The sequence below is a fragment of the Streptomyces sp. NPDC057638 genome (assembly GCF_042800315.1).
In the GTDB taxonomy this organism is placed as follows: domain Bacteria; phylum Actinomycetota; class Actinomycetes; order Streptomycetales; family Streptomycetaceae; genus Streptomyces.
Window position 1 is genome coordinate 1 of record NZ_JBHVHF010000125.1, and the last position, 21558, is coordinate 21558.

General features: G+C 72.6%; 14 protein-coding genes. 3 read left to right on the top strand and 11 right to left on the bottom strand.

Features of this window, described 5'->3' with window-relative positions; genetic code table 11:
- The 7 genes from ACFVIM_RS18405 to ACFVIM_RS18435 form a co-directional block, all read right to left on the bottom strand.
- Nucleotides 1-1779: SAV_2336 N-terminal domain-related protein (locus ACFVIM_RS18405; RefSeq protein WP_384302363.1), on the bottom strand; the 1779-nt coding region annotated here is incomplete at its 3' end.
- Nucleotides 1776-2789, bottom strand: a complete 1014-nt coding sequence (locus ACFVIM_RS18410) for an AAA family ATPase (protein ID WP_384302365.1) — start codon at nt 2787-2789, stop codon at nt 1776-1778. The genes ACFVIM_RS18405 and ACFVIM_RS18410, both read right to left, overlap by 4 nt.
- Nucleotides 2790-2850: 61 nt before the next feature.
- A complete protein-coding gene (locus ACFVIM_RS18415) occupies nt 2851-4983 on the bottom strand; it encodes a trypsin-like peptidase domain-containing protein (protein ID WP_384302367.1) in 2133 nt (710 codons plus the stop codon).
- 4 nt (nt 4984-4987) lie between these two features.
- A complete protein-coding gene (locus ACFVIM_RS18420; RefSeq protein WP_384302369.1) occupies nt 4988-5494 on the bottom strand; it encodes a CU044_2847 family protein in 507 nt (168 codons plus the stop codon).
- An 87-nt stretch (nt 5495-5581) separates the two neighbouring features.
- Nucleotides 5582-6301, bottom strand: coding sequence for a nucleoside/nucleotide kinase family protein (locus ACFVIM_RS18425; protein WP_384302371.1), 720 nt, complete (start codon nt 6299-6301; stop codon nt 5582-5584).
- 211 nt (nt 6302-6512) lie between these two features.
- Nucleotides 6513-8252: an FAD-dependent oxidoreductase gene (locus tag ACFVIM_RS18430; RefSeq protein WP_384302373.1), complete on the bottom strand. Its 1740-nt coding sequence runs from the start codon at nt 8250-8252 to the stop codon at nt 6513-6515.
- Between the two features lie 881 nt (nt 8253-9133).
- Nucleotides 9134-10984 carry a lysyl oxidase family protein gene (locus tag ACFVIM_RS18435; protein WP_384302375.1) on the bottom strand — a complete coding sequence of 617 codons (1851 nt, stop codon included), beginning with the start codon at nt 10982-10984 and terminating at the stop codon, nt 9134-9136.
- A 526-nt stretch (nt 10985-11510) separates the two neighbouring features.
- Here ACFVIM_RS18435 and ACFVIM_RS18440 point away from each other — a divergent pair.
- From ACFVIM_RS18440 to ACFVIM_RS18450, 3 genes are all read left to right on the top strand, one after another.
- Entirely contained in the window at nt 11511-12821 is a 1311-nt protein-coding gene (locus ACFVIM_RS18440; protein WP_384302377.1) for a glycosyltransferase, read from the top strand.
- On the top strand, nt 12818-14698 hold the full coding sequence (locus ACFVIM_RS18445) for an ArnT family glycosyltransferase (RefSeq protein ID WP_384302379.1): 1881 nt from the start codon (nt 12818-12820) through the stop codon (nt 14696-14698). The genes ACFVIM_RS18440 and ACFVIM_RS18445 overlap by 4 nt, the downstream gene beginning before the upstream one ends.
- A 196-nt stretch (nt 14699-14894) precedes the next feature.
- Nucleotides 14895-17360, top strand: a complete 2466-nt coding sequence (locus ACFVIM_RS18450; RefSeq protein WP_384302381.1) for a galactose oxidase-like domain-containing protein — start codon at nt 14895-14897, stop codon at nt 17358-17360.
- Between the two features lie 31 nt (nt 17361-17391).
- On the opposite strand, the gene hypE is transcribed toward ACFVIM_RS18450, so the two are convergent.
- The 4 genes from hypE to ACFVIM_RS18470 form a co-directional block, all read right to left on the bottom strand.
- Nucleotides 17392-18474, bottom strand: a complete 1083-nt coding sequence (gene hypE / locus ACFVIM_RS18455) for a hydrogenase expression/formation protein HypE (protein WP_384302383.1) — start codon at nt 18472-18474, stop codon at nt 17392-17394.
- Complete coding sequence (gene hypD, locus ACFVIM_RS18460) at nt 18467-19744, bottom strand: hydrogenase formation protein HypD (RefSeq protein ID WP_384302385.1); 1278 nt, start codon at nt 19742-19744, stop codon at nt 18467-18469. Before hypD ends, hypE begins: the two co-directional genes overlap by 8 nt.
- Nucleotides 19741-20034, bottom strand: a complete 294-nt coding sequence (locus ACFVIM_RS18465; RefSeq protein WP_384302387.1) for a HypC/HybG/HupF family hydrogenase formation chaperone — start codon at nt 20032-20034, stop codon at nt 19741-19743. The genes hypD and ACFVIM_RS18465 overlap by 4 nt, the downstream gene beginning before the upstream one ends.
- 45 nt (nt 20035-20079) lie before the next feature.
- Nucleotides 20080-21558 (bottom strand): Sua5/YciO/YrdC/YwlC family protein (locus ACFVIM_RS18470; RefSeq protein ID WP_384302389.1); only part of this gene is annotated, 1479 nt, incomplete at its 5' end.

Here is a 21558-nt window from a genome sequence, read left to right on the forward strand (position 1 = left end):
CGGGAGGGCGGGCCCGTCGGTCCCCGGGCGCTCGTCCGGCTCCGGCTCCGGGGCCGCCGACGGAGCCGGAGCCGAACCTTCCTGGACCGTGGAACTCGGCGGCCCGGCCGGCGGTGGCCCCGCCGTCCCCGGCCGGTCCCGGTCATCCGAGCCCCTCTCGGCGACCGCCTCGCTGGCCACCTCCGTCCCGTACGTACCACCGGTCAGCCGGTCCAGTACCGGACTGACCAGCGAGGCGAACGCCGACGCCGACGGCGGCAGTTCGACGCCGCCGCCCGGACCGGCCAGCAGCGCCGCGAAGTCCGGCACCCGTCCCAGATGGGGTGCGAGGGCCTCGCCGACCGCCTCCACGACCTCCAGCGCGCGCTCGGTGCCCAGACCGCCCGCGAGAAGGTCCCGTACCCCGGGTGCGAAGTCGTACCAGGTGTCGTCGCCGAGCGCGGCGGACAGCCCCGGCGCGGGGGAGGTCCGGTCGAGAGCGGTCAGCAGACCCCCGTGCAGGACCTCCGCGACCGTGGACGAGGCGGCGGCGGGAAGCGTGGCGACGCGGACGAGACGCATCAGCGGCACGGTCAGCGGGCGGATCGCCGAGAGCCGGACCGCCAGGCTGTAGGCGTCGGGCGAGAAGGAGCCACGGAACCGGGTCACCAGCTCCTCCGGCGGGAGAGCGGCGGGCGCGGCGGCCTCGCCGACCGGTGCCGGAGCGATGGGCAGGGTGACCGTGTCGACCAGATGAGGGGCGCCCGGCCGGGTCAGCAGCCGGGTCCAGGCCGTCAGCGACGCGGGGGTCAGGGCGACCACGGGCACGGGCGGGAGACCGGGCGCGGCGCCGGTGGCGGCGGGTCCGTCGAGGACGGTCAGCTCTCCCGCGCGGGCGAACTCACGGCGCGCCATGAGCAGCCGGGGCTGGGCGTCGAACGCCGTACGGTTCCACAGCCGCCTCGGTAACGGGTCCACCACGACCAGCGGCCCGGCCCGGTCCCACGCCGCCAGCAGCCGGGCCGCCGCCGGGGTGCGCCAGGCGCCGTCGACCCCGTCCGACAGCAGAAAGGCCAGCGGGGCCTCGGCGGAGGGCAGCGGCCGGGGCGGTGGACCCTGCGGATCGAAGCGGCGCACATGGACCGCGCGGAACACCCCGCAGCGGCGCAGCAGCCGTTCGACGTCATCGGCGAGATGCCGCCACAGCCGCATCGAGGGCGAGCCGTCGAGAAGGAGTACCGCGCTGTGCCGCCGCTCGCGCCGGGGCCGGTCGACAAGGTCGAGCACACCCGACTCGGCGGTCAGCCGCACGGTCGCCTCGATATCCACGGCGGTACGGCCCGGATGGTCGCGGTAGCGGGTCAGGGGGCGCAGGGCGCGGGCCAGACCGGGTGGATCGGGCAGGGCCCGGGGCGCGGGAACCCGCACCGGGTGGGCGGGGCCCGGGACAGGGGACCCCGCGCCCGCCGGGCCGTCCGCGCCGTGCGCGGTGAACAGACGGTGGCGGAACCCGCCCGGGGAGGGCTCGGGCCCGGGCGGCTCCGGGCCCGGACCGGTGACCGGGCCCCCGCCGGGCGCCGCCGGGCCGCCTTCCGGTGCCGCGTCGCCGTGCGGACGGACGCGGGCGTCGGCGGAGGTGCCGGACGCGGGACCCATGACCCCGGCCAGCCACAGGACGTCGAGGAGTTCGGGGCTGTGGAGGCTGTGCCCGGTCGCCTCCACGGCCCGCCTCAGCCGGGCGAGCCCCTGCGCCCCAGGATCCGCCGCGCCCCGCCTCTCCTGCTCGCCGCCCCCGGTCATACCGTGAAGTTCTCGTCCAGGCGGCGCATCACCGAGCCGAGCAGCGCGTCCCGGCTCAGATCGGCCCCCGTGATCCGCAGATGGACCGCGGCGAGGAGCTGATCGGTGGCCAGGCTCTCCACCGAGGAGCGCTGGACGAAGGCCGCGATCAGGTCGTCGGCCACGGCGAGGGCGTCCTCACCGAGGTGGTGGCGGATGATGCCGCGCAGCCGCTCCGCGTCCGGTTCGCGCAGTTCGAGGCGGACGCAGCGGCGCAGGAAGGCGGGCGGGAACTCCCGTTCCCCGTTGCTGGTCATGACGATGACGGGGAACTGGCCGCAGGAGACCAGCCCGCGCCGGACCCGGACCCGCTCCCGGTCCCCGGTGACCAGGACATCGACGTCCTGCTGGTGCTCGGGCAGCCGGGCCAGTTCCGGGATCTCGAACTCGCCCTCCTCCAGCACCACCAGCAGATCGTTGGGCAGATCGATGTCCGACTTGTCGAGTTCATCGACGAGCAGTACCCGGGGCCGGTCCACCGCCGCCAGGGCGGTGCCCAGGGGCCCGAGCCGCAGATAGTTCCCGATGTCGGACCGCCCGCCGGGACGCCTGCGGATCCGCCGTGCGTGACCGCGCGCCACCTCGCGCTCGCGGCGCAGCGACGCCTCCCGCAACCGGCCGACCGCGTCATAGCGGTAGAGGGCGTCCATCAGCGTGGAGCGGCTGTTGACGGGCCACCGCAGGACGTCACCGAGCCCCAGGTCCTGGGCGACGGCCCGGGCCAGGGAGCTCTTCCCGGTGCCGGGGCGCCCGGTCACCAGCAGCGGACGCCGCAGCTGGAGGGCGGCGTTGACCACGGAGGTCTCGTCCGCGCCCAGCAGATAGTGGTGGGGTTCCCCGGCGGCTCGGCGGGCGGTGGGCGAGCGGCGCCAGAGAGGAGGCTCGGGCAGCTCGGCGGGTCCGCGGAAGACCCACCAGTCCGCGCTGTCGCCGTGATCGTCATGGGGCTTGGCCGGGGGCGGAATCGACATGGACACGGTCTCCTCGCAGAAGGCGGGCCGGGCGGGACCTCGAAGACCACCCGGACAGAACCTAGGGATGCGTCAGCGCCCACGGGTCCGGCGCGAGCGGTGGCGGCCGGTGGTCCGGCCCGTCGTAGAGCAGGGAGAGCCAGTGGCCGCGGTGGGTGGGGCAGCCGGGGTTGGCCGTCGCCGTCGCCCGCTCCAGCCGCACCACCTCCGGGATCCGGGCGTGGTGGACCTCCCGCACCAGCGTCATCAGATCGGTGCCGACCTGGGCCTCATGGCTGCTCCGGTGCCACAGGACGGTGTGCACCCCGGCCTCGACGCACTGCCGCAGCAGCGGTCCGCGCTGCGCGGGCGGGCAGCACACGACGACGATCCCGGTCTCCGGGCTCAGCTCCAGCACGGCCCGGGAGACCGCCGGTTCCGCCCGCCCCTGGTCCAGCAGGAGCCGGTCCGCCGTCGGCAGGGCGCTGGTGCGCCGCTTCCACCCGGCGTAGGTGTCCCGGGTCCGCTCCGAGCTGCGCAGCACCACCCGGCGGCTGATACCGGGGTGGAAGCCGCCGTCGTCGTCACCGGAGGGCATCCGCCAGGTGTCGACCTCCAGCTGGAGCCAGGCCGGGGCGACGAAGAACTCCAGCAGCGCGGGCTCGGGGTGGTCATGGACATGGGTGCGCAGCACCGCGCGGACATCGGCCACGACCTGCTCGCTGGCCTCCTCGGTGTCCCGGGTCAGCACCAGCTCCGGTGGCCCGCCCGCGTTCCACGCCCAGATCTGGTACGTGAACGACTGGCCCGGCGGCACGGGAAAGAGCTGGACCTGGATCCTCGGCGGCACGCTCACGGGCCGGGCGGTGGCGACGACATCCGCGCGGAACTGCCCCACCGCCTCACGGGAGACACCGAGCCGGGACGAGATCCGCGACACCCACGCGTCGAGTTCATCGGCCAGATCGCCCCGGCCGGCGGCCCGTTCCGCCGTGGCGACCCGGATCACCCCGTGGAGCAGCGGCGGCATCCGCTGTCCGGGCGGCGGACCGAACCCCTCCAGGACGTCCATGGCGTCGGCCAGACCGGCGACGGGCGGCAGCGCGTCCGCCGCGGGCAGCACGGTCCGCAGCAGCGCGCCCGGCGTGGTCTCGCCGCACGCCGCGAGCAGCGCGTTCAGATCCGACCGCCGCTGGCGCGCGAGCAGCACCCGGGGGCTGACGAGCCGGGCCACCCGCGTCAGCCGCTCCCAGTCACCGGCCCCGGCCGGACCGCTCGCGCCGATCTGCTCGAAGACCAGGTCCAGCAGCTGGGGCACCCCGCGGCGGGCGCCCGCCGCCAGCCCCGCGAGCCGCTCGATGTCGGCCGCCGGACCGGCGGAGCGCCGCCCGAGGTATCCGGCCAGCCGCTCCTCGCACTCCCGGACCGCCTGACGTGAGGTCAGCAGCGCCTCCAGGGCGGAGAGGAACTGCTGCCAGCCCCGGCGGGCGGCGGGCACCGCCAGCGGCGGCAGCGTGGACAGCTCCTCCTCCACCGACGCCACCTCGATGGCGTAGAGGGGAACCGGGGGCGACCCGGTCGCCGTGGTGCCGGGCTCCGGGTCCGTGCCGGTGTTGTGCGTGGCGACGATCAGTCCCACGACCGCCTGCCGCTCCCGGTCCCACAGCGGTCCGCCGCTGAAGCCCTCCGCCACCCGGCCGCCGACGACGTCCAGCGCGCTCCAGGGACGGTCCGAGGCCCGGGGCACCGCGCGGACCGTGGACAGCGCGTGGCCGCTGCACCAGCGTGCGACGACCTCGTTCCCCTCCCACATCGGCAGGAACCCGGCGGGCAGCGCACCGGGCGGGGAGTCGCCGTCGAGCGCGAGGACCGCGAGATCGCCGTGGTACGGCAGCCGCCCGGGAACCGGGGGTGCCGCCACCGCCGGATCGGCGTACCGGCGCGGCGGCCGCCAGTACGCCGGTACGACCCGGCCCACGCTCACCCGGTCCGCGTCCAGCCGGGGGAACCGCAGCCGCACCTCCCGCCGCGGCGAGGGCGCGCCGTGCTCGAAGCGCTCCCGGCCCAGGGCGCTGTTGACTACATGGGCGCAGGTCAGCACGAGTCCCGGGGCGAACAGGACCCCCGTCCCGACCAGTTGGTCCCCGGACAGGACCGACACGAACGCACGGTCCAGCGCGGCATCGGCGGCGCTGTCGTCTGCCTCGCCGGGCACGCCGTCAACGACCGTCCGGCACCTGGGCCGTGGCGGCCCCGTCGGGGTGGGGTGCCCCGTCAGCTCCGGCGGGCCCGTCGGCGAGATTCCAGGTGGCGGAGACGGTGAAGCTGGCGTCACCCCGCCCGGAGAACACCCCGAGGCTCAGATCGGCGCCGAGGGTGACCCCGAACTCGACCGTCACCTCGTCGGGCCGCTGTGCGAACCGGGCGAAGCTGTGGTGGATTCCCTGGAGTACCCCGCCGAGCGGTCGCAGCGCGTCCGTCAGCGCCTGCCCGCCCAGGGTCAGCGCCCGTGCGGCTCGTCCGTCCACACTGACCGGCCGCGCCGTCCCGAAGTCCTCGGGCAGCTCCGGTCCGTCATCGCGGTCGGGGTCGTCGGCGTCCGCCGTCCCCGGTGCCGGGTGCCCGTTCCCGGTGCCGCCGGGCGTTCCTCCCGGCCCGGCGGCACCCGGCGCGAGGTGCAGACGTACGACCGAACCATCGTCGAAGGTGAGTGTCACGTCCCCCATGGCGGCAGTCTGGCATGGGAGGGTGAACGGTGTGTGCGGGTTGACGCAGAAGGCGGCGGGACGGCCGCACCCCGGGGGCGCCGGGGCTCAGCGGTTCTCGCGCAGGACCAGGTCGGCGCGGGAGGCGGTGCTCCTGATGAGCGCGCTGGTGCGTTCGTCGACACCGTACGCCTTCGCCCGCGCGGCCTCGGGGGTGAAGCCGTACCGGATGTAGCGCAGCGTCAGACGGCGTCGGCGGGCCTCCGGGTCGGCGTCCAGGAACCAGCACTCCGTCAGCGTGTCGCGGACCAGGTGCCAGGGGTCGTGCGGCGCGAGCAGGAAGTTGCCGTCGACGAGGACGAGCCGGTGGTGCGGTGCCACCTCGACGGCGCCCGCCACCGGCTCCTCGATCTCCCGCCGGAACTCGGGCCACCACACGCTGTGTCCCGACCCCTCGTCCCGGGTCCGGCGCAGCTGGGCGAGGAAGCCATGCCCGTCGAAGGTCTCGATGGTGCCCTTGACGCCGCCCTGCCCCCGGGCGTCGAGCACCTTCTGCGCGAGGTGGAAGGCGTCCATCGACACCGCCGTCGCCACCCCGGGCCGCAGCCGCTCCACCGCGTCCAGCACCTGGGCGGCCAGGGTGGACTTCCCCGAGCCCGGCTCACCGACGATCCCCAGCAGCACGCGCCGGGACGAGCGGAGCGCGAGGGCGCGCTCGGCCAGCTCGGCCGGGGAAGGGGAGCCGAAGAGAGCGGTGCGTACTCCCTGCTCCGGGGGTGTCGGGGCCGGGTCCTGGTCGGTCCGGTCGTCCTGCTCGGAGCTGGTCACCGTGGTCCCTTCGCTCTCTCGCGGCGGCTCTGGTACGGGGGTTTCCTCCCGTGCGACGGGGGTCGTGGCAGCGTACGGGAGCCGTGGGGGCACGCACAGCGCCCCCCGGGCGCGGCGGACGGTGGTCCGCCACCCGGAGGGCGCGTGGGGCGCGGTCAGCCGCGCGGAAGGGGCCCGGCGAGGGAAGGGGGCTCGCCGTGTGGCCGGGGCATCACGTGGTGCCGGGCAGCCGGACCGACTGGGCGTGGCGGAAGAAGTTGGTCGGGTCCCAGGTCTGCTTGGCCGTCTGGAGCCGCGGGTAGTTGCCCAGGTAGTAGAGCTGGCTCCACGGGATGCCGGACGGGTTCTGGACCGGGTCGTTCAGGTCCTTGTCGGGGTAGTTGATGTAGCAGCCGTCGTTGATCTGGTTCGGGACCGGGACGCCCTGGGTCTCGGCGTACACGGCCTTGTAGAAGTCACGGATCCAGGCCACGTGCTCGGTCTCGGGGGTCCCGGGCGCCCAGTAGGTCTGGAACTGGAGCTTCATGATCGAGTCACGCTGGGGCACGGCGGTGGCGGCCGAGGCGACCGTGTTGATCTGGCAGCCGTAGGTGTCGATCTGCACCAGCGCGTCGCCGTTGAGGTAGTCGTTCCGCGTCAGCTGCTGGTACATCGCCTGGATCTGCACGGTCGAGAACGGCTTGCGGGCGTAGGCGCTCTTGTAGTCGCCGCAGAGCGTCGGGTTGCCGCCGCTGAGGTAGTCGGTGGCGATGTACCAGGGGAAGACCTGCGGCTGCACCAGCATGGGCATGGCCGCGTGCTCACCGGAGGAGCGGGTCATGGCCAGGGTGGGCGGGCCGCCGACCCCCGCGCCGATGGCGTCGAGGTAGTTGTTGAAGAGCTGCTGCGCGTTGGGGACGTTGGCGTCCATCTGGGTCAGCAGGATGATCCGGCCGCCGTTGTTCGCGGTCCGCTTGTTCAGCTTGAACAGGCCGAAGAGGGACTCGTACGGGGAGCCCGGGGCGCTGTTGGCCTGGCACCAGTTGCCGAAGTTCTGGAGCAGCCGGGTGAAGGACGCCTGGTTGAGGTCCTTCCAGTCCCAGCCCGCGCTGTGCAGGATGACCTCGGACGGGGGCTTGGGCAGCAGGTTGGACGGGTTGGTGCCGGTCGCGTTCGGGGAGCGCATCCAGTAGCGGGTGATGAGGCCGAAGTTACCGCCGCCGCCGCCGGTGTGGGCCCACCACAGCTCCTTCTCGGGGCCGGTCGAGTCACGGGTGGCGGTCACCAGCTGGGCGGTGCCGTTGCGCACCACGACGACCTCGACACCGTAGAGGTGGTCGACGGTCAGCCCGTGCAGCCGGGAGAGCAGACCGAAGCCACCGCCGACGATGTGGCCGCCCGCGCCGACGGAGGCGCAGGAACCGGCGGGTATGGAGACGCCGTAGAGCTTGTACAGGGTCTCGTAGACCTGGAGGTTGGAGGCGCCGGACTCGATGCAGAAGGCGTTCTTGCCCTGGTCGAAGTAGACCTGGTTCATCCCCGACACGTCGACGACGACCTGGACCTCGCTGTTGAAGACGAAGTCCTCGTAACAGTGGCCGCCGCTGCGGACGGTCAGCCGCTTGTTCTGGTCGACGGCTTCCTGGACGGCTCTCTGCGCCTGCTGCGGGGTGGTGACCAGCCGGACGGTGCCGGGGTTGGCCGACCAGCGCTGGTTGGTGCCGCGTACCAGGTCGGGGAAGCGCTTGTCGGCCGGGGCGACATTGATGATGTCGGGCGTGGCGACATTCGCGACGCCCACACCGCCGTTGGCGACCGGGGCCGCGTGGGCGGTGGCCGGAAGGGCGGTCGTCAGCGCGGCGGCACCGGCGACGGCGGCCGCGCCACCGAGGACGGAACGGCGGCCGACGGTGTCGGCGTTGCCGGCCTTGTCGGGCTTGCCGGTGGTGCTGTCGGGGCTCTGCTTGCTCATGGACACACTCCCCCAAGGGGTCAGTCTGAAAGGGACGTTGAGCGCGTTGATCGATGATCGATCGTGAGACTAAAACAACGTGACTGGGGTGGCGCAATAGCTGGAGCGATAAAAGTGTCCGACCTGTCAGTCAAAAACTGATTGGTTGCAACATGCGCAACTAATCCGGGCCGTGAGGGACCTTTTATATAGGGGCGTTGAGGAAATCCCGGCAGCAAGGCCCCACAATGACTTCGACGGCTGAACGGAGAGCTCATCACCGGGTGACCGTGTCTCGCGGTGGCCGTCCAGGGGTGCGCGACGACCTGGGGCGGAGCCGTGTTGGATTCTGTCGCTTTCGATTCCCGTGGTCCGCCGTTGCGCGGAGTGCGTCATACGGGTGCGGTCGTGGCCGGGCGGGGGCGGGTGAGCGCGGGCGCGGGTCTCCCATGGCCGTACTCCCTTGCCGTCCACGGGGGGTTCCCCTGGGTGCGCCGATCGGCCGACCGGAACGCACGGGAAGAGGGGGGAAGGAGAGGGGCGGTTGCTCGGGATTGAGCCAGAGGGGCGGGAGGGGAGAGAAATTGACTCTTTCTGAGTGCCGATCCCTTCTAAACGCCTCTTTCGCGCCGAGGATGGCTTGATTTCCGCCACCGAGGAGCGGGGGAGATGTCCTCCGGGGGAGGGTGAGGGGGCGGGGGCCACGCGATCCCGGTACGGCCCGCTCATCGCACCCCGCGTCACCGCCACCGCCACCGCCTGGACGACGCGCGAGGGCCCGGCCGTGTTCCCCCACGACCGGGCCCTGTTCCGGTGTCGCTGTTTCGCTGTTTCGCTGTGTCTCTGTGTATCCGGGTGTCCGGGCCTCAGCCCATGACCTCCCCCGTCGACACGCCCGGTGGTTACCCCGCCGGGGGCGCGGCCGGGGCCGCGCCGAGTGCCGGGACGGTCACGGTGCGGGCGCCGCGCGCGCCGCCGAGGACGACCTTGCGGTACGCGTTGTTGTTGGCGAGGGTCGTCTCGTGGAGCCGCTGGGACGGGTTGGCCACCACCTGGATCCAGTACGTGCCGTTGGGCACCTCCGTGATGTCGAACGACTGGCCCGGCAGGCTACGGCCGTAGGTGTCACCGGAGCCGACCGCGAGCGACTGGCGGATGGAGAGCGCGTCCGGCTCGTCCTGACCGCAGGCACTGCCCAGCTCGGTCCCCTCGGGGCGCCAGTCGGCGTGCTTCAGCGTGTAGTCGATGGCGTCCGTGTTGACCAGGCAGAAGGCCTCCTTGTCACTGCGCACGGCCTCCTTCCGGTCCTCGGTCAGCAGCCGGTAGGCGGCGAAGTCGGTGAAGTGCCAGTGGTTGTGACCCGCGCGCGGGTCCCACTCCATGGTGCCGGTCGGGGCGTGCCCGACCTGCTTCCCCTTGCTGTCGTAGAAGTACTGGTGGGCGTCCATCAGGGGCTTGCCGAACCGGCGGAAACCGTCCACGACCAGCGGCGACTTGCCCGCGTTCCAGGTGGTGCTGGCGAAGGCGAGGTAGTCGCGGCCCTTCGGCTCGCCGTCGCGCTCGGTCTCGATGGCGATGTCCCAGGCGGGCAGGGCGCGCAGATCGGGCTTGGGCACATGGGCGGGGATCCTGGCCGGGCCCGCGGGGCGCCGGGGCGCGGCCTTGGCGCGCGGGGCGAACCGGGAGCCGTCGGTGTAGCCGGGGCCGTCGCCCGGCAGTTCCAGGGCGGCGCGGGCCGACTTCCGCAGCGCGTGCGGGATCTCCGGCACGACCGGCAGATAGTCGCTGTTCTCCGCCATCTGACGTTCGACCATGCGGTCGACCCGGCCGGTCATGGTGCCGTGGCCCTCATGGCCGCCCGTGCCCGCCGACGGGGCCTTCGGCGAACCGTGGCCCGTGCCGCTCCCGTGGCCCGCATGGCCGGAAGGGCTCGCATGACCGGAAGGGCCCGAGTGTCCCGAGTGTCCTGACTGACCCGAGTGCGCCGACCGGCCTGAGCGGGTGGCGGCACCCTCACCCTCCTCGGGGTCCGGAGGTGTCACGTTCACCTTGACGCTCCGCGGCTTGTCCGCGATGCCGAACAGGTCGCGGTACTTCTTCGCCACGGAGACCTTCGCCGTGTAGCTGCCGACGGGCAGCGCGAGCGGCCGGGAGTACCAGTGGGAGCTGGTATTGGTGGCCCAGCCCCGCTCCACGCCCCACACCATGCCGACCGTATGCGGGCTGACGTGGCAGTTCTCCGGGTAGCGCGGGGTGGGGACGGCGCTGGGGTCGATCCGTGCCGAGGCGTTGTTCGGGCAGAAGATCTCCTTGCGGCTGGCGACCTTCCGCCCGCTCGCGTCGGTGAACGTGATCTCCGTGAAGCCCGGCAGCCCGCGGAAGTCCTTCACCAGCTTCGCGGGCAGATCCTTCTTGGTGATGGTCTTGCCGTGGTGGACGAACTGCTGGACCCGCAGGGGAGCCGTCTGATCGGCACGTGTCACCCGCAGGTCCAGCGGACCGCCCTTGATGCCGACATAGGTCCCGAGCCCGGTCAGGTCGATGGTCGGGGGCCGGTCCGGATCGTACTGGTCCTGCTCGATGGTGACCTCCGGGGAGGCGGCCACCAGGCTGATCTCCGGCGCCCCGGCCGGTGCCGCGCTCGTGGAGCCTTCCGTCGCGGGCGCGGCGGCGACGAGTCCGGCCGCCACGGCCATGGCCGACGCGGCGGAGAGCCCCCCGACCCACTGACGCTTTCGGCTGTTCTTGCTCATGGTTCCCCTCGATGACGAGTGCCATTGGTACATGGAACTGCTCATGGCGCGTGGCTGGTCGGTCCTGGCCGGATCGCTCCGGCGCGGGAACCACGGCCAGTGGAGGAGAGCGTTCGTCGGGTGTGCAGGTTGTCTGACACGGGAGAACTTTTACAGACTCGGCCGGATTCATTTGATATGACGGGCCGTCGTGCCTCCGTGTCGCTCCCCGGTGGCGACGGCCCTCTCCGCCCGCCTCCGGCTGCTCCGACGGGCCCGAGCGCTTCGGAGATCGGGTGGAACTGTGAAGATACTCAGGGCGGTGCCACGGCGGGCGAAGACGGCTGACTTCCGCCGGTGCACCACGATGACCAGCGGCGACTCTCCCTCTACGCATCACGCGATCACGCGTCGGCAATGCGCCAGTTGATGGGTCCGGCACCGGAGTTTTACATTCCGCCGATAGGGTGCAGATCGCGAGGCGTAGCCGGTCGCGCACACAGGGGAGTGTGCGCGCCGTCCGGCCGAGTATCCGCCACGCCGGTTCATGGGGGTCCTGGGCGCCACGCGCGCGCGGCCCAGAGGGGGGTTTCCGTTGGTGTTATCCGTGGTCGTCGTCGTCATATCCCTGGCGCTGTTCTGGATGGCGGCCTTCACGCTCTGGTGGCAGATGCACGCGTGGCGCACGCCGGAGGCGCTCGCCGCGACCCGCTTCGCCCGCCCGGACGGAGAACTGCGCTTCTCCTTCTCGCTGTTGCTGCCCGCCCGGCATGAGCAGGCGGTGCTGGAGCACACCATCGAGCGGCTGCTGGAGTCCAGCCATCTCAACTACGAGATCCTCGTGATCGTCGGCCATGACGACCCCGAGACGGCGGCCGTCGCCGAACGGGCCGCGCGGAACGACCCGTTGCGGGTACGGGTCGTCACCGACACCCATGCGAAGAAGAACAAGCCCAAGGCGCTGAACACCGCGCTGCCCCAGTGCCGGGGCGATGTCGTGGGAGTCTTCGACGCCGAGGACATCGTCCACCCCGAGCTGCTCACCCATGTGGACCACGCCTTCAGCAGCACCGGCGCCGATGTGGTGCAGGGCGGGGTGCAGCTGATCAACTTCCACTCCAGCTGGTACAGCCTGCGCAACTGTCTGGAGTACTTCTTCTGGTTCCGCAGCAGGCTCCATCTCCACGCGCGCAAGGGGTTCATCCCGCTCGGCGGCAACACCGTCTTCGTACGCACCGAGGTCCTGCGGGAGGCCGGGGGCTGGGACCAGGACTGTCTCGCCGAGGACTGCGACCTCGGGGTCAGGCTCTCCTCCACCGGCAAGAAGGTCGTCGTCGCCTACGACAGCGACATGGTCACCCGGGAGGAGACACCCGGCTCCCTGATGAGCCTGCTGAAGCAGCGCACCCGCTGGAACCAGGGCTTCCTCCAGGTCTACCGGAAGCGGGACTGGCGTCGGCTGCCCGGCCGGGGGCAGCGGATCCTCGCCCGCTACACCCTGATGACGCCCTTCCTCCAGGCGTTCACCGGACTGGTCATCCCGGTGAACGTGCTGATCGCGCTCCTCTTCGACGTCCCCGTCGGTATCGCCCTGGTCTCCTTCCTGCCCGCCGTCACCGCCCTGGTCACCTTTGTCTTCGAGGTCGTGGGACTCCATGACTTCGGCCGGGCCTACGGGCTGCGGGTCCGCCTCGCCCACTACGTCAAGCTCATCGTCGGCGGCCCCTTCTACCAGGTGCTCCTCGCCGGTGCGGCGGTACGCGCGGTCTGGCGCGAGCAGCGCGGGCGCAATGAGTGGGAGCTGACCAGCCATGTCGGCGCGCATCTCACCGACACCCGAGAGGACGCCCACCGGTGACCACCACCCTGCCCACCCCGGACGACACCTCGTCCGAGGGCCCGACAGCCCGGCCGGCCGCGAGCTCCCGGATATCCCAGTCGGCCCAGGCCGCCCCGGTATCCCGGCCATCGGCGATATCCGCGATACGGCGCGGGAGCGCCACCGCCACCCTGATACGCCGTCCCGGGACGCCCCCGGGCCCGCGCCAATCCGTGGCTCCCCGGCCGGTGGTCCGGCTGCGCCGCTCCCGCCCCGATCTGCTGCTCTGCCTGGTGATCCTGGCCGCGATCCTGCTGGTCCAGGGCTGGAACATCACCCGCTTCCCGACCCTCAGCGATGACGAGGGCACCTATCTCGCCCAGGCGTGGGCCGTCCAGCAGGGCCGGGGACTGGCCCACTACAGCTACTGGTACGACCACCCTCCGGTCGGCTGGATCCAGCTCGCCGGGTTCACCTATCTGCCGTCGCTGATCGCCCCCGAGACCATGAACGTCGCGACGATGCGCCTGGTCATGCTGCTGGTCTCCGGCGCCTCGGCGGTCTTCGTCTACGTCCTGGCGCGGCGGCTGACGCTGCCGCGCTGGGCGGCGGGCACGGCGATGGCGCTCTCCGGGCTCTCCCCGCTCGCCGTCGTCTACCAGCGCCAGATCTTCCTCGACAACCTGGCCGTCATGTGGACGCTGCTCGCGTTCTGCCTGGCCGCCTCCCCGCGACGCCATCTGTGGCACCAGTTCATGGCGGGGGTCGCCGCCGCCGTGGGCGTGCTGACCAAGGAGACGATGCTGGTCGTCCTCCCGGCGCTGTTCCTCACCCTGTGGCGCGGCAGCCACCGCGACACCAGGAAGTTCGCCGTCACGGGCGCGGTCACCGCCTGTGTGCTGGTCGGGCTCTCCTATCCGGTCTACGCGCTGCTGAAGGGCGAGCTGTTCTCCGGCGCGGGCCATGTCTCCCTGATGGACGGCATCGTCTACCAGCTGGGGCGGGAGGGTTCGGGCTTCATCCTCGATCCGGGCACCGGCTCCAACGACTCCCTGGAGTCCTGGCTCTACTACGACCCGGTCCTGCCGCTCGGCGGGCTGGCCGCCTCCCTGCTGCTGCTGGCGCTGGCGCGCTGGTCGGGGACCGCGCGGGCGCTGGCCGGACCGGTGTGCGCGGTCCTCATCCTGGCCCTGGTCGCGCTGCGGCCCGACGGCTACCTCCCGGCGATGTACGTGCTCCAGCTGCTGCCCTTCCTGGCGCTGGCGCTGGCGGGCCTCACCGTCCTGGTGGGGCGTGTGGTGGTCGGCGGCCGCCCGGCCCGCCCCGGGTACCGGCCGCGGCCGTCCTGGCGTACGCGTCTGACGCCCGCCCGGACCGTGCCGTCCCGCCCCCGTCGTACCTCCCTGGTGACGGAGAGCCCCGGCACCACCGCGAGGATCAGGACCGCCCGCCGGGCCATGGCGGCCATGCTGGCGCTGGCCGCCACCGCGTTCGTGGTGCCCGTCTGGGTCGACGGCAACCGCGACGCCCTCACCACCGACGTCAACCGGCACTACCGGGGCGCCGCCGCCTGGCTGGAGCGGGAGGTGCCCGACCCGGCCACCACCCGGGTGCTGGTGGACGACGCCCTCTGGCTCGACCTCGTCCATGACGGGTTCACCCCCGGGACCGGGGTCATCTGGTTCTACAAGGCCGACCGCGACCCGGCCGTGGTCCGGAGCCTGCCCCGGGGCTGGCGCGACATCGACTACGTCGTCTCGTCGCAGACCGTACGCCGTGACTCCGTCCAGCTGCCCACGGTCAGGCAGGCGCTGGAGAACTCCACCCCGGTCGCCGCCTTCGGCACCGGCGACGACCGGGTCGAGATCCGCCGGGTCACGGAGGACGGCGACGTCGGCGCGGGGGCACCGCGATGACGCCCGGCGGCCGGGTCGGGGCGGCCATCACCCGCCCCCCGGCACCTACCGGCCCCGCCGCGCGCCCCCCGGCACCTACCGGCCGCGCCGCGCGCACCCGCTGAAGCACCCCCGTATCCCCGGCACCCACCACCCACCCGCCGCGTCCGGGCGAGCCGCCCGCGCACCACATCCGTACGTACGGGAAGGAACCGCCATGCGCCTGTCGCTACGACCACCCTCACCACGGCCGCGACAGCGACGGACCGTCGCGCTGACCGCCGTCGTCGCCCTGACGGCCGGTCTGCTCGCCGCCGTCAGCTCCCCGGCTCCGGCCAACGCCCGGGCCAATCTGCTGGCCAACCCCGGTTTCGAGACCCCCGGAGCGAACGCCGGGGAGATGCCCGACTGCTGGCAGCGCTCCGGCTGGGGCGAGAACGCCTTCTCCTTCGCCACCGTCCCCGACGCGCGCACCGGCACCGCCGCGATGAGGGTCTCGCTCACCAGCCGGGTCAGCGGCGACCGCAAGGCCCTGGTCAGCGAGAACGAGCGCTGTGCGCCCCGGGTGGCGCCGGAGCGCCAGTACGACCTCTCCCTCTGGTACAAGAGCACCACCCCCGATGTGTCCATCACCCTCTTCCGCCGGGACACCACGACGGGCTGGCAGTACTGGACCGACCTCAAGACCCTGCCGGTCAGCCCCGGGTACCAGCGCGCCGAGGTCCGCACCCCGCCCGTACCGCCCGGCACCGACCAGATCACCTGGGGCGCCTCGGTCTACGGAGTCGGGTCGGTCACCACCGACGACCACGCCATGGAGGCGGTGCCGCTGCCGGTGCCCCAGCCCGGCTGTACGGGGACGGCGGTGGAGTGCGCCCAGGGCCGCTGGAACGTGCTGCCGGTCCAGAACCCCGTCCGGTCCATGCACTCGGTGGTGCTCCACAACGGGAAGGTTCTGGTGATCGCGGGCTCCGGCAACGATGAGCAGATGTTCCGCGCGGGCACCTTCACCTCGGCCGTCTACGACCCGGCCACCGGAGCCTGGCGGCAGATACCCACCCCCGTGGACATGTTCTGCGCCGGTCATGTCCAGCTCCGCGACGGCAAGGTCCTCATCATGAGCGGCAACAAGGGGTATCCGACCCCCGACGGCCGCCTCGGCTACCAGGGCCTGCGGGACTCCTACGTCTTCGACCCGGCGACCGAGCGCTACACCCGCACCAACGACATGCACGACGGGCACTGGTACCCCTCCGCCACCATCCTCGGCAACGGAGACGTCCTCTCCTTCGGCGGGCTGAAGGAGGACTCCAGCGGCAATGTGACGGCGGAGAAGTTCTCGGCCGAACGCAACCGCTGGCTCCCGATCAGCGAGGTCAACCAGACCTGGTCCTACTGGGGCCTGTACCCGGCGATGATCCTGATGCAGGACGGGCGCCTCTTCTACTCCGGCAGCCATGTCTTCGGCAACGGCACCCCCGGCTCGGGCGCGTCGATCTACGACTACGGCGCCAACACCATCACCGACGTGCCCGGCCTCCAGAACAAGGACCAGCGCGACCAGTCGGCGAGCGTGCTGCTGCCACCCGCGCAGGACCAGCGGGTGCTCACCATCGGCGGCGGCAACAACGAGACCAACCCCGTCGCCAACCGGCTCACCGACATCATCGACCTCAAGCTCCCCAGCCCCCGCTACCAGGCCGGTCCGCCCCTGCCCCAGGGCGATGTCGACCAGGGCCAGGGCCGCCGCCCGCAGACCGGCAACGAGGGCAAGATGTACGTCTCCGCCGTCCTGCTCCCCGACGGCACGGTCTTCGAGACCGGCGGCGCCATGCACGACCGCGCCGACCCCGTCTTCTCCGCGTCCTTCTTCGACCCGGCGACCAACACCTACCGCGAGGCCGCCAAGGACCCGGTACCGCGCGGCTACCACTCCTCCGCGTTCCTGCTGCCCGACGGCCGCGTCATGTCCGTCGGCGACAACCCGGGGAACAACACCTACAACCACAACGTCTCCGTCTACTCCCCGCCCTACCTCTTCAAAGGCCCCCGGCCCCGGATCACCTCCGTCGCCGGAGACCGCTGGAACTACGGCCAGACCCGCCGCATCAGCGTCGACCGGCCCATCGCCAAAGCCCAGCTGATCCGCCCCGCGGCCGTCACCCACTCCTCCGACCCCAACCAGCGCTTCGTCGACCTGCCGCTGACCGTCCACGGCGACGGCACCACCGTCGACCTGAACGTCACCAGCAACCCCAACCTGGCGCCCCCCGGCTGGTACATGCTCTTCGCCGCCGACGCCAACGGGGTGCCCTCCGTGGCCTCATGGGTCCACCTCGGACCCGCCACCGCCGCCACAGCGGCACGCGGCGGACACCACGGCCACCATGGCCGCAAGGCACCCGCACCCCGGGTGCACGAGTTCGCGGACGCGCTGGAGAAGCCCGCCCGCAAGCCGCTGAAGAAGCGGGACTCCGCGCCGGTCAGCCCCAAGGTGTCCGGCTGTGAACGCGCGTACGGGGCGGCCGGGGTCTGCGTCCCCGTCACCTTCCCCGCCACCGTGGCCCGGACCACCGAAGCCCGGTGCGACTGGCTCGCCGCACGCGGCTTCGGACGGCTGAAGCTCAACGGGACGGCGGATCCGCACGGGCTGGACCGCGACAATGATGGAAGGGCTTGCTGAAGCCACACGAGAGAAGTTGGGGGGACGAGGGTCAGCAGATGCGGGGGAGTTGTTCGCCCAGGGGCATGTCCACCACCCTCGTCCCTCCGAACGCGGTACGGGCCACCACCATCCCCGGGTGGTCCGGGACGCACTCGCCGATGATCGCGGCGGCCGTACCGAGCGGATGCGCCCGCATCGCCGCGAGGAGGGCGTCCGCGTGCTCCGGTGGTACGAAGGCCAGCAGTTTGCCCTCGTTGGCGACGTACAGCGGATCCAGGCCCAGGATGGCGCAGGCGTTGTCGACCTGCGGGGGCACCGGCACCGCGCGTTCCTGGAGGCGTACGCCCACCCCGGCCGCCGAGGCGATCTCGTTGAGGGCGGCGCCCACCCCGCCCCGGGTGGGGTCCCGCAGCACATGGAGGTCGGGGGTGACGGCGAGCATGGTCTCGACCAGGGAGCCCAGGGGCGCGCAGTCGCTGCGGACCTCCACCCCGAACTCCAGTCCCTCCCGCATGCTCATGATCGCCACACCGTGGAGCCCGATCTCGCCACTGACGAGAACGGCGTCACCGGGACGGGCCCGGCCCGGCCGGATGTCCACTCCGGCGGGGATCAGGCCGATGCCGGAGGTGTGCAGATAGACACCGTCGCCGTGGCCGGACTCCACCACCTTGGTGTCCCCGGTGACGATCTCGACGCCCGCCGCGCGGGCCGCCGCGCCGATGGCCTCGGCGACCCGGCCGACCAGGGCGGTCTCCACGCCCTCCTCCAGGATCATCCCGCAGGAGAGATAGGCGGGCCGGGCGCCGCTCATGGCGAGGTCGTTGACCGTCCCGTTGACGGCGAGGTCACCGATGCTGCCGCCGGGGAAGAAGAGCGGCCGGACCACGAACGCGTCGGTGGAGAAGGCGAGCCGGGCGCCGCCGAGGGTGACGGCGGCCGAGTCGGCGAGCCCGGCGAGCCGTTCGCCGCCGTACGCCGGGAGGAAGATCTCGCCGACCAGTTCGGCGGAGAGGGCGCCGCCCCCGCCATGCCCCATCACCACCCGGGGGTGGTCGGTCAGCGGCAGCGGGCAGCTCCAGCCGGAGAGGTCGGGCGCGGGGGCCGCGGTGGTGGCGGGGGAGTCAGCCAACGGGGTTCGCCTCCAGGGGAGTCGTGGCGTCGGCGACGGCCGGTTCGGGAGAGACCGGCTCGGGGGAGACCGGATCGGCCGCCGATGTGACCGTGGCCGCAGCGGGCGCGGCGGTCGGTGCGCCGGGCCCGGCGGTGGGCGCCGCGCTTCCGGCCGCCGGTACCGCGCCTCCCGCCGTCGGCGCGGCGATCCGCCGGTACAGGTAGTACGCGGCGCAGGCACCCTCACTCGACACCATCGTCGCGCCGAGCGGTGTCCGGGGCGTGCACACGGTGCCGAACGCCTCGCACTCGTACGGCTTGAGCAGCCCCTGGAGCACCAGTCCGCTGCGGCACGCGGCGGGCTCGCGGGTGGTGATGTCCGCGACGTCGAAGCGGTGTTCGGCGTCATGGTCGCGGTAGCGCGGGGAGAGCCGCCAGCCGCTGCGCGGGATCACCCCGATGCCGCGCCAGGCGCGGTCGGTGACCTCGAAGACGTCCTCCAGCATCGCGCGGGCCGCCGGGTTGCCCTCCGGGCGCACCGCGCGCGGATAGGCGTTCTCGACGGTGTGCTCCCCGCGCTCCAGCTGACGGACGGTGCGCCGGATGCCCTCCAGGATGTCCAGCGGTTCGAAGCCGGTGACGACGATCGGCACCCGGTGGCGCTCCGCCAGCTGCGGATACTCCCCGGTCCCCATCACGCTGCACACATGACCGGCGGCGAGGAAGCCCTGCACCCGGCAGTCGGGCGCCGTCATGATGGCCTCGACCGCCGGGGGCACCCGGACATGGGAGACCAGCATGCTGAAGTTGCGTACGCCCTGTTCACGGGCCTGGTGGACGGTGAGCGCGTTGGGCGGCGCGGTCGTCTCGAAGCCGATGCCGAAGAAGACGACCTCGCGGTCCGGGTTCTCCCGGGCGATCCGCAGCGCGTCCAGCGGCGAGTACACCACCCGGACGTCACCGCCCTCGCTGCGGACCCGGAACAGGTCACGGTCGCTGCCCGGCACCCGCAGCATGTCGCCGAACGAGCAGAAGACGACCTCGGGCCGGGCGGCGATCTCCAGCGCCTTGTCGATGACCTCCAGCGGGGTCACACAGACCGGGCAGCCCGGTCCGTGGATCAGTTCGATCTCCTCCGGCAGCAGCTGGTCGATGCCGTGGCGGATGATGGAGTGGGTCTGACCGCCGCAGACCTCCATCAGCGCCCAGGGGCGTGTCACCGTCGCCCTGATGTCGTCGAGCAGCCCCTTGGCCAGCTCCGGGTCCTGGAACTCCGCCAGATACCTCACCGATTCGCCTCCCGTCCCGGCGCGTCCTGCGCCGCCGCTTCCCAGGGATCTGAGAACTCCTCCTGGAGCAGCCCCAGCTCGGCGAAGAGACCGAGTGTGCGCTGGGCCGACTCCTCGTCCAGCCGCTGGAGCGCGAACCCGACGTGGACGATCGCGTACTCGCCCACCGCCAGGTCCGGCAGGTACTCCAGGCAGACGTCCTTCACCACCCCGCCGAAGTCGACGACGGCCATCCGTGTCCCGTCCCGTTCGGCGATCTCCACCACCCTGCCGGGCACCGCGAGGCACATGGGCTCACTCCTCTCACCTTTGCCGCCCTGACCCGGGCCTTCGGCTCACCGGGCCGCCCGCGCGGCCACCATCAGCTGGCCGAGTGCCAGCCCTCCGTCGTTGGGGGGAACCAGCCGGTGCCGCAGCACCCGGAAACCGTCGTCGGCCAGCCCGCGCGCCGTCGCCGACAGCAGCAGCGCGTTGGCGAACACCCCACCGCTGAGGGCGGCGGTCGCCGTTCCGTGCCGTTCGCGCGCCAGCGCGCACAGCCGTCGTACGAGGGCGGAGACGGCGTCGTGGAAACGCGCGGCGACCAGTCCGGGCGACGCTCCGGCCCGCACGTCCAGCACCGCCTCCGCCAGTACGGGGGCCGGGTCGGCCACCCACAGGCCGTCCTCGTGCCGGACCGCGAACCGGTAGCCGTCGGCGGGGCCGTGCGCGTGGGCGGCGCCTTCCAGCTCGATCGCGGCCTGGGCCTCGTACCCGGCCCGGTGGCAGATCCCCGCCAGGGAGGAGACCGCGTCGAAGAGGCGGCCCATGCTGGAGGTGGGCGCCGTGTTCAACCCGGTCCCCAACTGGTGTGTCAGGACCTGGCGTTCGTCATCGCCGCAGGTGGCGACGGGCGGCAGCGCGTCCGACCACTCCAGGCCCGCCGCCCACAGATGGGCCAGGGCCATCCGGTAGGGGCGGGCGACGGCCGCGTCCCCGCCGGGCAGGGGGACATAGGCGAGCCGGGCCAGCCGGGTGAAGCCGTCGTAGTCGGCGAGCAGCACCTCACCGCCCCATACGGCGCCGTCGTCGCCGTACCCGGTCCCGTCGAACGCGACCCCGGCCACCGGCCGGCGCCCGTCCAGACCGTGTTCGGCCATCGCCGCCGCGATATGCGCGTGATGGTGCTGGACCAGGGTGAGCGGCCGGGTGCCCGCGAGCCGTCGGGCGTGCCCGTGCGACCGGTAGCCGGGGTGCCGGTCGGCCGCGATGGACGCGGCCGCCACTCCGCTGATCTCGCCCAGATGGGCCAGTCCACGGTCGAAGGCGCGCAGGGTCGCCAGATCGTCCATGTCGCCCACATGCCCCGAGAGCCAGGCGTGACGCCCCTCGGCGAGCGCCAGGACGTTCTTCAGGTCCCCGCCGACGGCGAGCACCGGCCGTACCGGCTCCGGCAGCGGTACGGGGGTGGGGACCAGCCCACGGGAGCGGCGCAGCGGCAGCGGCTGGCCGTCCACGATCCGGACCACCGAGTCATCGCACGGCACCCGGATCGGCCGGTCGTGCGCGAGCCAGCCGTCCACCAGCGGCGCGAGCCGCTCCAGCGCCTCGCGGTCGTCGGTGACGAGGGGTTCGCCGGAGAGATTGCCGCTGGTCAGCACGAGCAGGGTGGGGCGGGGCGGATCGCCCGGCAGTCCCAGCAGCAGATGGTGCAGCGGGCTGTACGGCAGCATCACCCCCAGATCGGGGCAGCCGGGAGCGACCCCGGGCAGCAGCGCCCCCGGACCGGGACCGCCGCCGATCGTGCTGCCGCGGCGCCGCCGTAGCAGCACGAT